The organism is Luteimonas sp. S4-F44 (assembly GCF_022637415.1).
Classification (GTDB): domain Bacteria; phylum Pseudomonadota; class Gammaproteobacteria; order Xanthomonadales; family Xanthomonadaceae; genus Luteimonas.
Genome location: NZ_CP093340.1, coordinates 1,991,152 through 2,006,807 on the forward strand (window position 1 = coordinate 1,991,152; position 15,656 = coordinate 2,006,807).

General features: G+C 67.5%; 14 protein-coding genes. 5 read left to right on the top strand and 9 right to left on the bottom strand.

Annotated elements, in window-relative coordinates; all coding sequences use genetic code 11:
* The first annotated feature begins 181 nt into the window (after window positions 1–181).
* Both MNO14_RS09095 and MNO14_RS09100 read left to right on the top strand, forming a co-directional pair.
* On the top strand, window positions 182–2,335 hold the full coding sequence (locus tag MNO14_RS09095) for a M3 family metallopeptidase (protein ID WP_241943446.1): 2,154 nt from the start codon (window positions 182–184) through the stop codon (window positions 2,333–2,335).
* Window positions 2,336–2,862: 527 nt separating this feature from the next.
* The gene (locus MNO14_RS09100) at window positions 2,863–3,729 is read left to right on the top strand and encodes an NAD-dependent protein deacetylase (RefSeq protein WP_241943447.1); all 867 of its coding nucleotides are present in this window, start codon (window positions 2,863–2,865) and stop codon (window positions 3,727–3,729) included.
* Here MNO14_RS09100 and MNO14_RS09105 read toward each other — a convergent pair.
* The 5 genes from MNO14_RS09105 to MNO14_RS09125 all read right to left on the bottom strand — a co-directional run bounded on the left by MNO14_RS09105 (window position 3,712) and on the right by MNO14_RS09125 (window position 8,527).
* A complete protein-coding gene (locus MNO14_RS09105; protein ID WP_241943448.1) occupies window positions 3,712–4,584 on the bottom strand; it encodes a DUF3298 and DUF4163 domain-containing protein in 873 nt (290 codons plus the stop codon). The two genes, MNO14_RS09100 and MNO14_RS09105, sit on opposite strands and share 18 nt — an antisense overlap.
* Window positions 4,585–4,684: 100 nt before the next feature.
* Window positions 4,685–4,894: a cold-shock protein gene (locus MNO14_RS09110; protein WP_047135789.1), complete on the bottom strand. Its 210-nt coding sequence runs from the start codon at window positions 4,892–4,894 to the stop codon at window positions 4,685–4,687.
* Between the two features lie 368 nt (window positions 4,895–5,262).
* Window positions 5,263–6,078, bottom strand: coding sequence for a hypothetical protein (locus MNO14_RS09115; RefSeq protein WP_241943449.1), 816 nt, complete (start codon window positions 6,076–6,078; stop codon window positions 5,263–5,265).
* A gap of 214 nt (window positions 6,079–6,292) precedes the next feature.
* Complete coding sequence (locus tag MNO14_RS09120; protein WP_241943450.1) at window positions 6,293–6,910, bottom strand: rhomboid family intramembrane serine protease; 618 nt, start codon at window positions 6,908–6,910, stop codon at window positions 6,293–6,295.
* Window positions 6,911–6,934: 24 nt separating this feature from the next.
* Window positions 6,935–8,527, bottom strand: a complete 1,593-nt coding sequence (locus MNO14_RS09125) for an oligopeptide:H+ symporter (RefSeq protein WP_241943451.1) — start codon at window positions 8,525–8,527, stop codon at window positions 6,935–6,937.
* A gap of 213 nt (window positions 8,528–8,740) precedes the next feature.
* Here MNO14_RS09125 and MNO14_RS09130 point away from each other — a divergent pair, with 213 nt between their 5' ends.
* From MNO14_RS09130 to MNO14_RS09140, 3 genes are all read left to right on the top strand, one after another.
* Window positions 8,741–10,522, top strand: a complete 1,782-nt coding sequence (locus tag MNO14_RS09130; protein WP_241943452.1) for a M14 family metallopeptidase — start codon at window positions 8,741–8,743, stop codon at window positions 10,520–10,522.
* A gap of 11 nt (window positions 10,523–10,533) precedes the next feature.
* Window positions 10,534–11,388 (top strand): endonuclease/exonuclease/phosphatase family protein, encoded by an 855-nt coding sequence (locus tag MNO14_RS09135; RefSeq protein WP_241943453.1) that lies wholly within the window; start codon window positions 10,534–10,536, stop codon window positions 11,386–11,388.
* A gap of 80 nt (window positions 11,389–11,468) precedes the next feature.
* Complete coding sequence (locus MNO14_RS09140; protein WP_241943454.1) at window positions 11,469–11,939, top strand: YbaY family lipoprotein; 471 nt, start codon at window positions 11,469–11,471, stop codon at window positions 11,937–11,939.
* Between the two features lie 144 nt (window positions 11,940–12,083).
* Here MNO14_RS09140 and MNO14_RS09145 read toward each other — a convergent pair whose 3' ends face one another.
* From MNO14_RS09145 to rpsF, 4 genes are all read right to left on the bottom strand, one after another.
* Window positions 12,084–13,484, bottom strand: a complete 1,401-nt coding sequence (locus tag MNO14_RS09145; protein ID WP_047135784.1) for a replicative DNA helicase — start codon at window positions 13,482–13,484, stop codon at window positions 12,084–12,086.
* A 710-nt stretch (window positions 13,485–14,194) separates the two neighbouring features.
* Window positions 14,195–14,647, bottom strand: coding sequence for a 50S ribosomal protein L9 (gene rplI, locus MNO14_RS09150; protein ID WP_241943455.1), 453 nt, complete (start codon window positions 14,645–14,647; stop codon window positions 14,195–14,197).
* A 152-nt stretch (window positions 14,648–14,799) separates the two neighbouring features.
* Window positions 14,800–15,030, bottom strand: coding sequence for a 30S ribosomal protein S18 (gene rpsR, locus MNO14_RS09155; RefSeq protein WP_096208774.1), 231 nt, complete (start codon window positions 15,028–15,030; stop codon window positions 14,800–14,802).
* A gap of 11 nt (window positions 15,031–15,041) precedes the next feature.
* Window positions 15,042–15,485: a 30S ribosomal protein S6 gene (rpsF, locus tag MNO14_RS09160; protein WP_183425435.1), complete on the bottom strand. Its 444-nt coding sequence runs from the start codon at window positions 15,483–15,485 to the stop codon at window positions 15,042–15,044.
* Window positions 15,486–15,656 lie beyond the last annotated feature (171 nt).

Below are 15,656 nucleotides of genomic sequence, written 5' to 3' on the forward strand. Positions count from 1 at the left end.
TCGCCATCACGCACCACGCGAACAGTGGCCCGCATCCCGTTGAATGGACTGCGCAAGTCCAGTGTGGACTTCCGGCATGGTCATCGCGATGCCCGATGGGCTAGCCTAGGCGGTCACGTCACCCGGAGAGTCACCCTTGCTCAAGCACCCGCTTGCCGCCGCACTGTGTGCGGCCCTCGCCGTGTCCGCCCTGCCCGTCTTCGCCCAGTCCTCGGACACCGCCGCGGCCGCGCCTGCGGCAAGCGCCCAGCGCCCGGCGGACAATCCGCTGTTCGTGGAGAGCACGCTCGACCTGCGCTACCCGCGCTTCGACCTGATCCAGGACGCGCACTTCGGCCCCGCATTCGACGCCGGCATGGCTGAGAACCTGCGCGAGATCGAGGCGATCGCCAACAATCCCGAGCCACCGACCTTCGACAACACGATCGTCGCGCTGGAGAAGTCGGGCGAGCTGCTGTCGCGCGCACGCCGGATCTTCGGCAACCTCAACGGCACCGACACCAACGACACGCGCAAGCAGATCGACGCCGACTATGCGCCGAAGTTCGCCGCACACCGTGACGCGATCATGCTCAATCCCAAGCTCTTCGCCCGCGTCGACACGCTGTACAAGAACGTCGGCTCGCTCGGTCTGGACGCCGAGGGCCAGCGTCTGGTCGAGCGCTACCACACCATGTTCGTCCGCGCCGGCGCCAATCTGAGCGACGCGCAGAAGGAGCAGATGCGGCGCATCAACGCCGAGTCGGCCAAGCTCTCGACGACCTTCAGCCAGAACGTGCTCAACGAGGTCAACGACTCGGCCGTCGTGGTCGACACCGTGGCCGAGCTCGACGGCCTGAGCGACGCACAGATCGCCGCCGCGGCCGAAGCCGCCAAGTCGCGCGGACTCGAAGGCAAGTACGTCATCACCCTGCTCAACACCACCGGCCAGCCGCCGCTGCCGCAGATCAACAACCGCGCGCTGCGCGAGCGTATCCACAAGGCCTCGGTCGCACGCGGCAGCCGTGGCAACCAGTACGACAACACCGGCGTGATCGCCCAGATCCTGAAGCTGCGCGCCGAGCGCGCCAACCTGATGGGCTACCCGAACCAGGCCGCCTTCATCCTCGAAGATTCGACCGCAGGCACCGTCGAGGCCGTCAACGGTATGCTCGGCCAGCTGGCGCCAGCCGCCGTCGCCAACGCCAAGCGCGAAGCCGCCGAACTGCAGGCGATGATCGACCGCGAGCAGGCGGCCAAGGGCGAGCCCACATTCCAGCTCGAACCGTGGGACTGGGCCTACTACTCGGAGAAGGTCCGGCAGGACAAGTACAGCTTCGACGATGCGCAGCTCAAGCCCTACTTCGAGATGAAAAACGTGCTCGAGAACGGCGTGTTCTTCGCCGCGACCAAGCTCTACGGCATCACGTTCAAGGAACGCACCGACCTGCCCAAGTACCACCCCGACACCTGGACCTACGACGTCTTCAACGAGGACGGCAGCCAGCTGGCGATCTTCATCTACGACCCCTACGCGCGCCCGTCCAAGCGCGGTGGCGCGTGGATGAACTCCTACGTCTCGCAGTCCGAGCTCGACGGCACGCTGACGGTCACCGCCAACCACCAGAACATCCCCAAGCCGCAGGCCGGCCAGCCGACGCTGCTGACCTGGGATGAGGTGACCACGATGTTCCACGAGTTCGGCCATGCGCTGCACGGCATGTTCTCGGACGTGAAGTACCCGTTCTTCAGCGGGACCAGCGTGCCGCGCGACTTCGTCGAGTTCCCCTCGCAGGTCAATGAGATGTGGGCCGACTGGCCGGAAGTGCTGGCCAACTACGCCAAGGACTACCGCACCGGCGCGCCGATGCCGGCCGAACTGCTGCAGAAGGTGCAGGCCGCCGCCAAGTTCAACCAGGGCTTCGCGACCACCGAATACCTGGGCTCGGCGATGCTCGACCAGTACCTGCACCAGTTGCCGGCCGACCAGCTGCCGGAGGCGTCCGAGGTCATGACGACCGAAGCCGCCGCGCTCAAGGCCGCCGGCCTGGACTACCCGCCGGTGCCGCCGCGCTATCGCACGCCGTACTTCAGCCACATCAACGGCGGCTACGCGGCCGGCTACTACGCCTACATCTGGTCGGAAGTGCTGGACGCCAACACCGTGCAGTGGATCGAGCAGAACGGCGGCCTGACCCGCGCCAACGGCGATCGCTTCCGCAGCACCCTGCTCTCGCGAGGCGGTAGCAAGGACGCCAAGCAGCTGTTCGTGGATTTCACCGGCCACGAGCCGCAGATCCAGCCCCTGCTGATCAAGCGCGGCCTGGCGCCCGATCCGAAGGACGCGACCAACTGATCGCGCACCGCGACGCTTGACCAGAACGCCCGGCCCCGCGCCGGGCGTTCTTCTTTTTGGCCCACCCCAATACGGGATGGGCGCTGCGCTTCGGATAGACAGCGGCCTGCCAGCCGAAAGCCGCTCTCCCCTCGGTCAAGGCCGCTTCGCGGTCCGGCTCGCACGGCGTTCGCGCGGATGCACGGCACGCACGAGACCGAACGCGTGCGACTTCTTCCAGCGCATGGCTTGGCCGCTCTAGTTGAAGGCAGTGATCGAAACGGCCCCGGCAGCGGACTGCTGGCCGGTGGCCGCGTCAAGCGCGCCATGGATGGTGCGCGCCCAAGTCAAGGCAGGATGCCTTGCCGAGGGGGGAGCGGCTTCCGGCCAGCAGGCCGCTGCCCATCCGAAGCGGACTCGTAACACCGTACTTAATAGAAGGGCCCTGGTTCTTGGCACCTCGTTCAAGGACAGGTTTTTCAGGCGAAGCCACTTCACGCGTGAGCGCGCCACCTACGCAGAGCAGAAGCCCGGAGTAGCATGGCCGCATGTCCGCGATCCGTCTCGACGCCACCCAAGCCACCGACGCCCCCGAACGCCTGCGCGACTGGCTCGACGGATTCCGCCGCGTCTTCGTGCTCACCGGCGCCGGCATCAGCACAGGCTCGGGCATTCCCGACTACCGCGATACCGACGGCGCCTGGAAGCGCCCCGCGCCCGTCACCTGGCAGGCCTTCACCGGCGACCCCGCGATCTACCGCCGCTATTGGGCACGCAGCTTCGTCGGCTGGCCGCGATTCTCCATTGCCCGCCCCAACGCCGCGCATCGGACACTGGCCGCCCTCGGCAATGCCGGCCCGATCACGACACTGCTGACCCAGAACGTCGACGGCCTGCACCAGGCCGCCGGCAGCCGCTCGGTGATTGATCTGCACGGCCGGCTCGACCGCGTCGTCTGCCTGGGCTGCGGTGCCACGATGCCGCGCGATGCGCTGCAGCCCAGGCTCGTCGCCGACAACCCCGGCTGGCATCCCGGCGCGGCCGCGATGGCCCCCGATGGCGACGCCGACATCGCCGCCGAGTCGGAATCCGTCTTCATGCCGCCACGGTGCCTGCACTGCGACGGCCTGCTCAAACCCGATGTGGTGTTCTTCGGCGAGAACGTGCCGAAGGCGCGCGTGCAGGCGGCAAGGACGGCCCTGGCGGCAAGCGATGCGATGCTCGTCATCGGCTCGTCGCTGATGGTCTACTCGGGCTTTCGTTTCGCGAAAATGGCCCACGAGGCGGGCCTGTCGCTGGCGATCCTCAACCGCGGCGTCACACGCGCCGACCCACTGGCGACCTTGCGGCTCGATGCCGAGATCGGCAGTACGCTGGGCGCCCTCGCGCGCGAAGTCTCAGCCGGCGACGAATAGATCGCGATACGCCGGCGCCACATGCGGCACCAGCACCGAGGCCGGCACCTCGACGGTCTGCACGCCGTCCGAGTATGGCCCGACCTGGTAGGGCGGAAACACGAAGCGCAGCCCTGCCAGTTTGCCGCCCGGGCCGGCGATCGGCTCGAACTGCTGGAAGTTGGCCACATCCGGCCGCGCGCCTTCGTCGATCATCCGGCCTGCGGTCTGCATCATCCGACTGCGCTCGGCGGGTTCGAGCTCGTCGGCGTCGATGCGCTGGGACAACGCGGCATGCAGTTGCTCGCGCACGTAATCCGAAATCGCCTGCCAGTCGCCCGCGCCGACGACAAGTTCGTCGGCGGTGAGCAACCGCTCCTCCCGGACGAGCCAGAAGAAGCGCGCGATGATCGGGTTGTCGTGCGCGCCCCCGGTGTAGCTGCCGCCATCGGCGGCGATGGCGAGCACGCGCGGGGTGTCGAGCAGCGTGGTGAAACTCAGCGACAGATCGTAGGTCACGCCCGGCTGCAGCTCGGCGCCTGGCAATGCCTGCTTGAGCTCGTCGCGCGCCGCCTGGGCAAAGCGATGCAATTCGGCGGCAAGCCCCGGGTACTTGTTGGCTTCGGGCGGGTAGCTGATGCCGACGATGTAGCGCGGGTCCATCTCGACCACATCCTCGAGCTTGACCGGCACTTCGGCCAACGGCTGCACCGCTTCGGGATCGGCCCCGGCCGATCCGGCCGCCGGCTGCGCCGGCACGGGCGCCTCGCGCTGGCAGGCCAGCAGCAACAGCGGCAATACGCACAGCACCATCCGTCTCATCATCGATCCTCGGGCCGCCCACGCGGCGTGGAGCTCACGAAACGCTAACGACATCGACGTGGCCTTGTCGTGAACGACGGGCGCCAGGCCGACGCATACGAAAAAGCCCCGGACGTTACCGTCCGGGGCCGGATCTCGCAGACGCTGCGGGCGATTAGATCGCCTGCACCTCGTCAGCCTGCAGGCCCTTCTGGCCCTGCACAACCTTGAAGGAGACCTTCTGGCCTTCCTGCAGCGACTTGAAGCCGGTGCCCTGGATCGAGCGGAAGTGGACGAACAGGTCCTGGCCGCTTTCCGGGGTGATGAAGCCGAAGCCCTTGGCATCGTTGAACCACTTGACGGTTCCGGTCTGGCGCTCTGACATGGTGTTACTCCTTGAAGCAGTGTGGTCATTGGAACACGACGTCCGGCGTTGTTTGGATGGCCGGCTGCCGCGACTGTCTAGCAAGGGGTAACGCGAAAGCGATGGAGCGGATCGTCCCGACCGGAAAGCCCGGCCGTCTTGAGATTGGATCTACCGCATCGGAGCCACGATGTACCGTGATCCCGCCTTGAACAGTCCGCGCACGATACCGCAATTATCGACCGAAATGTGAATAGGGGGACGACGGTGTCGCCCTTCCCCTTGGGCCCAAGGGTGCGGCCGATACTGCCCAGCGTCACATGGCGCAACGCCGGTCATACCGGTGCGGACGTGGGAGGGCGAACACCGCCGGACCAGCGAGCGGGCGGTCAGTCCGTCGCCGCACGACGATCGCGCTTGCCCTGGTTCTTGCGGTCGCGCGTACTGCTGCTGCCATGGATCGAGGCCTGCCGGCTTTCGGCGGCGTGCAGCTCCAGCGCCTTGGCCCGGGCCTGCGGCGACTGGAATCCCGGCGTCGCCGACGCTGCGCCGTCATTGCCGATCTCCTCCCAAGGCTTGGCTGCGCGCGCCTGCGCTTCGTGCTGCTCCAACAGCTGTCGCGTGTTGTCGAGTGCGCGCTCGGGCGAAATGCGCGCTCGGCGCTGCGATTTGCGCGCGGGCGCCGCCGGCTTGTCCTCAGACGCCGACTTCCGTGCCGCAGGCGTGGTCGCCTTGCGCGACCGGGCCGATGCCGACTTGGCGGGGACCTTGCCGACGGCGGCCGATGTCGTCGCAGACGCTGTACGCCGGGACGTGGCCGACTTCGCCGCGGTCTTGGCTGTCTTGGCTGTCTTAGCAGTCTTGGCGGTCTTGGCAGTCTTCGTCCGCGAGCCTGTCGAACCGGCGACAGTCACCGACTTGGTGGCTGACTTGGCGGCCGGCTTGCGTGCGCTCGACGCGCTCCTCGTCTTCGTCTTCGCCGACTGACGTGCCGCCGTCGCCGCCGCCTTGGCCGCCTTCGTGTTGTCCTTCTGGCGAGTTTCGAAGCGGCTCAGGATGTCGGCGAGCAGTTCGGCCTTCTCGCCGGTGCGCGCATTCGCCTGCCCGGTCCGCCCGGTCTTGCTGCCGGTGGACTTGCGCGAGGCCAGACGCTGGCGCTTCTCCAGATCGCGCGCACGATCCCGCGCGGTGCGCGCGCGGGTCACCAGCTTGGCGAGTTGAGCGTCGCTCAGGCCGCGTACTGCGTTGGCACGGCTAGCGTCGTACAACCCCATCTCGGTCTTGTTGAGCAGGCTAGTGGCTTTCGCTCGGGTCACGGCCATGGACACGCACTCCATTTGTTGGAAGTGCTTGCAGGGATACCACGCCTCGCATGCAAGGCTGGTGAGCGCGGACGCGACCCGCGTCCCGCACTCGCCGCTAGAAGAACGACGGCGACATCAGGCGATCGACGAAACTGCCGAGCACGCGCGGCTCCATCATCACGGTGAACAACACGCCATAGCCCGCCCCCCACAGGTGGGCACTGTGATTGATATTGTCGCCGCCGCGGCGGTCCATCCAGATGCTGTAGCCGACATAGCACACGCCGAACACGATCGCTGGCATCGGGATGAAAAACACCAGCAGCATCGACCACGGGCTGAGCAGGATGGATGCGAACAGCACCGCCGACACCGCGCCCGAGGCGCCCAGGCTGCGGTAGTGCGGGTCGCGCCGGTGACGCAGATAGGTCGGCAGGATCGCGACCAGGATCGCCGACAGGTAGAACATCAGAAAGCCGACCGGCCCGATATACGGCGCGAATGCGCGCTCGATCCCGCCGCCGAAAAAGAACAGCGTGAGCATGTTGAAGATCAGGTGCTGCCAGTCGGCATGGATGAAGCCATGCGTCAGCAGCCGGTCGTACTGGCGATAACGGTCGACCGCCGGCGGCCACAGGATCAGCCGGGCGAGCAGCTGCGGCTTCTCGAACGCCTGCCACGACACCACGGCGGTGACGACGATCAGCAGCAGCGTGACGGGAGCGAGGTTCATCGGGCGGGCTTCCGGAAGGAGGAATCAGGCGACACGGTAGTGGTCCTGCATGGGATAGCGCCGTGCATAGGCCGCGAACGCCAAGGCCGCCAGGAACGCGAATCCGGCGAAGAAGAACATCAGGAAGGCGTTCTCGCTCAGCCCCGATGAGGCAATGTACGCGGTCACCGCCTCGTTGCGCACGCTGGCATTGGTCAGCAGCACCCACAGGCTGCCGAAGGTGCTGGTCAGGTACCAGAACGCCATGATCACGCCCTTCATCGCCTGCGGCGCCTGGCTGTAGGCGAACTCCAGCGCGGTCGCCGACACCAGCACCTCGCCGAAGGTCAGCAGCAGGTAGGGCAGCGACTGCCAGGCCAGCGAGACCTGCTCGCCACCGTCGATCCACAACTGGATCGCGCCAGCGGCGATCCACGCCACGCCCGAGAACGCGATGCCCCAACCCATGCGGCGCAGCGGCGTTACCGACAGCCCCATCGCGCGCAGCGCCGGATACAGCACCAGGTTGTTGAACGGGATCAGCAGCATCACCAGCAACGGGTTGAGCGCCTGCATCTGCGCCGCGTCCTGGATCAGCCAGCTCGGCCACCACCAAGCCGCGTGCGGGATCACCATCTCGCGACCCTGGATGATCCAGGTCGAGGCCTTCTGGTCGAACAGCGACCAAAACGGCGTGACCAGCGCGAACACGATCAGGATCCGCAGCACCGCGCGCACGCCATCGACCGCGGCATCGGGGTGTGAGCCGCGCGCCCGCTCGAGCTGCATCGAAGCGCCGACGCCGCCGGCTGCGATGATCACACCCAGCGCCAGGCAGGCCGAGATCACGAAGTTGAAGGACTCGGCCCAGGCCGGCGACACCACGCCCACCGCCGACAGCGCCCACAGCACCAGCAGCAGCACCGCGACCGCGATGCCGAACAGCGCGACCAGCAGACCAGGGCGGCCTGCGCCTGGGCGCTCGGCGCGCAGCGCGGTCTTGACCACCTCGAAGAAGGCGTGCGGATCGCGACCGGCCGGGGGCACGTCGACGTAGCGCCGACGCCCGAGCCAGAACACGAATGTGGCGATGAACATCAGGATGCCGGGGATGCCGAAGGCGACCGCCGGCCCGAAATGGCGCAGGAACAGCGGCGCCAGCAGCGACGCGAAGAACGAACCGAAGTTGATGATCCAGTAGAACGCGTCGAAGACCAGCTTGGCCTTGTCCTTGTTGCTCTGGTCGAACTGGTCGCCGCAGAACGAGACCACCAGCGGCTTGATGCCGCCCGAGCCGAGCGCGATCAGGAACAGACCGGTATAGAACCCCGCAGCGTTGTTCTCGAACAGCGCCAGGCACGCATGACCGGCGCAGTAGATCAGCGAGAACCACAGGATGGTGTGGTACTTGCCGAAGAACCGGTCGGACAACCACCCGCCCAGCAGCGGAAAGAAGTACACGCCGATCACGAACATGTGGAAGATGTCCTTGGCCGCGCCGTCGCGCTGCGGCCCCTCGGGCAGGTAGGCCAGCAGCACCGAACTGATCAGGAACGGCACCAGGATGTTGCGCATGCCGTAGAAGCTGAAACGCTCGCAGGCTTCGTTGCCGATGATGTAGGAGATCTGGCGGGGCATGCGGCCCGCAGTGGTCTGGACGGTCGTCATCGGCGCGTCGAAGGCAGTCTGGGAACCCCACAGCCTACCCGATCCTCGCGCCCGGCCCGCGACTGCCATGCCGGCCGAACGAGGGCAAGTGCCGGGCGCTGGGCCATCAATCTCGATACCGCCCTTGGGGGCGTGCGCCCAGCCGGGCATCATGCACAGTCGCTCTTTTTCCGGACCGCCGCCATGTTCCGCCGCCCGCTCCTGCCGCTGTTACTCGCCGCCGCACTCGCCGTGCCACTGTCGTCCACGGCCAAGACCGACGATCCGCGCATCACCGTGTCCGAGCGCAGCGGATTCATCGAGACCGGCCGCTATGATGAGGTCGTGCGCCTGTGCGCCACCTTCGCCCGCCTGCATCCCGATGCGGTGCGCTGCACGCAGTTCGGCACCACGCCCGAAGGCCGGCCGATGCAGGCACTGATCGTCAGCCGCAGCGGCATCCTCGACCCTGCCCAGGCGCGCGCGCAGGGCATCCCGGTCGTACTGATCCAGGGCGGTATCCATGCCGGCGAGATCGACGGCAAGGACGCCGGTTTTCTGGCGCTGCGCCAGGTGCTCGACGGCGACGCCGCGCCCGGCGCGCTCGACGCGCTGGTCTGGGTGTTCGTGCCGGTGTTCAGCGCCGATGGTCACGAACGCTTCGCGGCCTGGAACCGGCCCAATCAGCGCGGCCCGCGCGAGATGGGCTGGCGCACCACGGCGCAGAACTACAACCTCAACCGCGACTACGCCAAGGCGGATGCGCCGGAGATGCAGGCGATGCTGGCGCTGGTCGAGGCCTGGGATCCGATCGCCTACGTCGACCTGCATGCGACCAACGGCGCGCAATTCGAGCACGACATCGCGGTGCAGGTCGAGCCGGTGCATTCGGGCGATGCGCAGATGCGCAATGCGGGACGCGCATTCCGCGATGCGGTCATCGACGACCTCGCGCGCCAAGGCGCGCTGCCGCTGCCCTATTACCCGTCGTTCGTCGAATCCGACAATCCGGCCTCGGGTTTCGAGGACGGCGTATCGCCGCCGCGCTTCTCGACCGGCTACTTCCCGCTGCGCAACCGGGTGGCGATGCTGATCGAGACCCACTCGTGGAAACCCTACCCGGTCCGCGTGGCCTTGACCCGCAACACCGTGATCTCGGTGCTCGAACAGATCGCCCGCCATGGTCGCGACTGGAGGCGCGTGGCGGCCGACGCCGACACCCGCGCCGCCGCACTCGGCGGCACCCCGCTGCCGCTGGACTGGCAGGCCACACCACGCGCGCGAATGGTCGACTTCCGCGGCTACGCCTACACCCGCACGCGGTCGGAAGTCTCGGGCGCGCTGATGACGCGCTATGACGAGACCACGCCACAGATCTGGCGGGTGCCGCTGCGCGACGAGATCGTGCCGTCGCTGACCGTCACGTTGCCGCGCGCAGGCTATATCGTGCCCGCCGCCCACGCGACCAGCGTCGCCCAGGCGCTCGACCGCCATGGCATCACCTATTCAACGCTCACGCGCGCCCATCCCCAGCTCGCCGTCGACACCTTCCGCGCCGAGCGCACCGCGTTCGGCACCGCCCCAGTCGAGGGCCACCAGCGGCTCACGCTCGAGGGCCGCTGGCGCGCCGAGCCGCAGGACATCGGTGCCGGCGCGCTGTACGTGCCGATCGCGCAGCCAAAGGCGCGTCTGGTCGCCGCACTGCTCGAGCCGCAGGCGCCCGACTCGATGGCCGCCTGGGGTCGCTTCAACACCCACTTCGAGCGCAAGGAGTACATGGAGGACTACGTCGCCGAAGCGGTCGCGCGCGAGATGCTGGCCGCCGACCCGGCGCTCGCCGAGGATTTCCGCACCCGGCTGCGCGACGATCCGGCCTTCGCCGCGGACCCGAACGCGCGCCTGACGTACTTCTACCGTCGACACAGCGCCTGGGATGCGCGCTACAACCTCTACCCCGTCGTCCGTACCGACGTCGCCCCCGAATGACCGGAGCCGCCATGTCCCCATTGTCCCGCCTGATGCGTCATTGCCTGCCCGCAGCGTTGTCGCTGCTCGTCCTCGCCGCCTGCACCGGCACCGGCGGCGCGAAGCCCGAACCGGCACCGCCGCGCACGCTCGACGTGGTCACGCTCAACATCTACCACGACAAGGCCGACTGGCCGAAGCGGCTGCCGCTGATCGTCGAGCAGTTGCGCGCGCTCGATCCCGACATCATCGCTCTGCAGGAAGTGCTGCAGACCGAGGCCCTGCACAACCAGGCGCAGACCATCGCCACCGAACTCGGCTATACGGTGCAGTTCGTCTCCACCGATCCGGCCGACCAGGCGCACCGTTACGGCAACGCCCTGCTCACCCGGCTGCCCGTCAAGGCGCAGGACTGGCACCGGCTGCAGCCGCACGACGACTCGCGCAGCATCGGCCACGCGCGCCTCGAGCTCGATGGCCGCCCGCTCGATGTCTACTTCACCCATCTGCACTGGACCCTGGAGGGCGGCGCGATCCGCGCAGTGCAGGTCGCCGACGCGCTGGACTTCGTGGCGCGTACGTCTGGGGATGTGCCGTCGCTGATCCTGGGCGATTTCAATTCACCGGCCAGCGCACCCGAGTTCGCGGCGCTGCGCGCACGCTACATCGACGCCTATGGCGCGCAGCACCCGGAGGCCGACGGCGCCGGCGTGACCACGCTCAACCCGCACTTCTTCGACTACCGCTCGCGGATCGACCTGGTGTTCGCGCAGCAGGGCCGGTTTGAGATCGAGGACGCGCGGGTGGTGCTCGACACACCGGACGCCGAGGGCACCTGGCCGTCCGACCACTTCGGCACCTGGGTCCGGCTGCGCCTGCGCCCGTGACCGCCGCCAGCCGAGCATTGCGCCCCCATTGCGCCGAAGGCGCGCATGCTGGGCGGCATCAACGCCGTGGAGTCCATCCGATGTCCCCGACCCGTCCGCTCCCGTTGCTTGCCCGCATCGCTGCCGCAGCGCTCCCCGTGGCCCTGCTCGGCGCCTGCCAGACCCCCGCCCCGACCGTCGCCGCAGGAGCACCGCCGATGACCGACAGCGTGCCGCAGCCATCGCTCACCCTGCAGGGCGAGGCCGTCTACTTCGAGAAGATCCTGATGCCCGAAGGGTCCCGGCTCGATGTCCGCCTGGTCGACCCTGCCCGCACGGGCGAGGCGCGCGTGCTGGCCGAACGCAGCACGACCGTCGGCGCCGGGCCTTACGAGTTCGCGCTCGACGTGCCACGCGCGCGCCTGACGGGCGCGGTCGCGCTGGAGATCGTCGTATGGATGCCCGACGGCACCGTGCGCTTCCGCACCGAGGATGCCGTGCCGGTCGCGATCGATCCGTCCAGCGCCGGCCTGCACGTCGGCCGCGTCCGGCTGCATCACGTCCAGCCGTAAAGCGATGCCGGACACGAGCTGCGCGCCGCCTGACCGGCGGCGGCCTCGCCACCGGCGCCCCTGCTGCATGCGTTCGCCCTACCCGGCGCGCGCGACACGGCCTCGCGCGCCCCCGCGTCGCAATGACGACGCGACTGCCGCGCGTTACTCGAAGCTGCCGATCGAGTCGTGCGAGAGGTTGTCGAAGCGGGTGTACTCGCCGAAGAACTTCAGCTTCACCGACCCCGTCGGGCCGCTTCGCTGCTTGCCGATGATGATCTCGGCCAGTCCCTTGTCCGGCGAAGTTTCCTTGTTGTAGTAGTCGTCGCGGTAGATGAAGATGATGATGTCGGCGTCCTGCTCGATGGCGCCCGACTCACGCAGGTCGGCCATCACCGGACGCTTGTCGGCGCGGGTTTCCAGCGAGCGGTTGAGCTGGGACAGCGCGATCACCGGCACGTTGAGCTCCTTGGCCAGGCCCTTGAGCGAGCGCGAGATCTCGGAGATCTCGGTCGCGCGGTTCTCGCTGTTGCCCGGCACTGACATCAGCTGCAGGTAATCGATCACCACCAGCCCCAGGTCGTGCTCGCGCTTGAGGCGGCGACACTTGGCGCGCAGCACGTCCGGACCCAGGCCCGGGGTGTCGTCGATGAAGATCTTGGTCTCCTTGAGCATGCGGATCGCACTGCTCACCCGGCTCCAGTCCTCGTCCTCGAGCTGGCCGGTGCGCAGGCGCGTCGCATTGACCCGGCCATTGGAGGAAATCAGGCGCAGCGCGAGCTGGCTGGCTGACATTTCCATCGAGAACACGCCGACCGCCTTCTTGGTCTTGATCGCCGCGTACTCGGCGATGTTGAGCGCGAACGTCGTCTTGCCCATCGCCGGGCGCGCGGCCAGGATGATCAGGTCGGTCGGCTGCAGGCCGGCGGTCATCTCGTCGAACTCGGTGTAGCCGGTTGGCAGACCGGTGACGCCGCCGCCGTTGTTGTAGCGGGTCTGCAGCACGTCGAAGGCATCGGCCATCGCCTTGTTGATCGCGGTGAAGTCGCTGCGCCCCTGGGCACCGGCCTCGGCGATCTTGAACACCTGCTGCTCGGCCTTGGCCAGGATCTCGCTGCTGTCACGGCCCTCGGGCTGGAAACCGTCGTTGACGATCTCGGTACCGACATCGATCAGCTGACGCAGGATCGCCTTGTCGCGCACGATCTCGGCGTAGGCGCGGATATTGGCGGCCGACGGCGTCGTGCTCGCCAACTCGCCCAGATACGCGCCGCCAGCGACCAGCTCCGACAGCCCGTTGGACTCGAACCACTCGCCCAGCGTCACCGCATCGAACGGCTTGTTCTTCTCGGCCAGTTCCTGGATCGCGGCGTAGATCTTCTGGTGATCGCGCCGGTAGAAATCCTCAGACACCAGCAGGTCGGCGATGCGGTCATAGGCATCGGGCACCAGCATGAGGCCGCCGAGCACGGCCTGCTCGGCCTCGACCGACTGCGGCGGGATGCGCAGTTGTTCGACGCGCGCATCGGCACGGTGGTCATTGCGGTACTCGGGACGTGCGGACATGGCGGTCGACTTCAGAAAGAACGGACTACGGCGAGTGACATGCTAGAGCGCGGGCCTGTGGACACGCGACCCCATAACCTGTGGATAAGCCTAACGATGCGCAGCTTCACAGCGGGTTATCTCGCGGACTGAGACGACTTCTTCGGAGGCTGCGAGTGCCCGGCCGGGATTGCTCCTCGGCTCGGTCAGTCATCCCTGACTGACTCGCCGCCGCGGACCATCCATGGTCCGCTCTCCGCAACGCCCGGCCGAGCCCTCGCCCGCGATCCGGAACTTGGCCGCTCTGAAGCCGTGGAAGGCCTTCCACTGGGCGAAAGACTAGCCGCCCGAACACCAACCCGGTGCGCGCGCGCCCTCGTCGAGGCGCCACAGAAGTCGCACATCCGGACGCTCGCGAGCGGCGGACTGGCGGGCAGTGGCCGCGCCAAGCGCGCCATGGGTGAGCCCGCTCCGCTTGCGCGGCATGCCCGCGCGAGTGGGCGAACGCCCGGCGCGCTGCGCCGGGCCGGACCGATCCGCAAAGCGGAGCCGGCGCGCGCCCGAGTCAGGACAGGATGCCCTGACCGAGGGACAAGCGGCCACTGCCCGCCAGGCCACCGCCCAACCGAGGTCCGCCGTGGAGCTGCCACTAGCGAACAGTGGTTGGGCAAGCAGCCCAAACGAAAACGGGCGCCTTGCGGCGCCCGTCCAGGACCACCCGATCCGATGGATCAGGCAACCTCGCCTTCGATGATCACCTTGACCGTGGTCTCGGCGTCGGCGTGCAGATGCACGACCACCTCGTACTCACCGGTGTTGCGGAACGCGCCCTCACCGAGCACGACCTCCGACTTCTCGACCGGCGCGACCGCCTTGGTCAGCGCATCGGCGATCTCGCGCGGACCGACCGAACCGTACAGCTTGCCCTCGGTCGACGCGTTCGCGTAAACGGTCACGCTGGCACCTTCGAGCTTGGCCAGACGCGTCTGCGCCTCGTCGAACTGCGCCTTGGCCTTGGCCTCGTACTCGGCACGGCGGGTCTCGAACTCGGCCAGATTGGCCTCGGTCGCCGGCACAGCCTTGCCCTGGGGCACCAGATAGTTGCGGCCATAGCCCGGCTTGACGTTGACCTTGTCACCCAGATTGCCGAGGTTGGTGACCTTCTGCAGCAGAATCAGTTGCATGGTGTAACTCCGTATTCGTTAGCGGCGCCCAAGGCGCCGCAACGAGTGCTGTCCGAACCGGACGAAAATGATGGTGCAGAACGGTGTCGCCATCCGCTTTTTTTAAAGTCCGGCCACGGAGGGCCGGGCTTCGGCGGAGGGACCCGCCTACCTCACACGTTGTGGTTGTCGGTGTACGGGATCAGCGCCAGGAACCGGGCGCGCTTGACGGCCGTGGCCAGCTGGCGCTGGTAGCGCGATTTGGTGCCCGTGATGCGGCTGGGCACGATCTTGCCGTTCTCGGTCAGGTTCTGGCGCAGGGTGTTGAGATCCTTGTAATCGATCTCCTTGACGCCCTCGGCGGTGAACTTGCAGAACTTGCGGCGGCGGAAGAACTTGGACATGGACGTGCTCCTCAGGCGGCTTCGGCGTTGGTGTCGGGCTTGTCGGACTTGTCGCCGTCGGCATCGCCGCCGGTGGACTCGCCCTCGTCATCGCGACGACGACGCTCGCCACGCTCGGGCTTGTCGCCCTTGTCGTCCTTGTTCTTCATGATCAGCGACTGCTCGGTGTCGGCCTCTTCGCGGCGGATCACCAGGTGACGCAGCACGGCATCGTTGAAGCGGAACGCCTCGACGAGCTCGTCGAGACCGGCCTGGCCGACCTCGATGTTGAACAGCACGTAGTGGGCCTTGACCAGATTGTTGATCGGGTAGGCCAGCTGACGGCGACCCCAATCTTCCAGACGGTGGATGGTGCCCTCGGCGCCTTCGATCATCGACTTGTAACGCTCGATCATCGCGGGCACCTGCTCGCTCTGGTCCGGGTGGACCAGGAACACGACTTCGTAATGACGCATAGTGGTTTCCTTTCGGATATCGACCGCGCCGGTCGGCGGCGGCCCGGATAGCCCCCCGCGTGCGCGGTGGAGCAAGGGGTCTCCCGGCGCCTGGGCGCAGGGAGCCGGCAATTCTCACAGATTCGCCGCCCCTGGGCAAGCGCGGGACATGCGCAGGCGGGCCTGCGCACA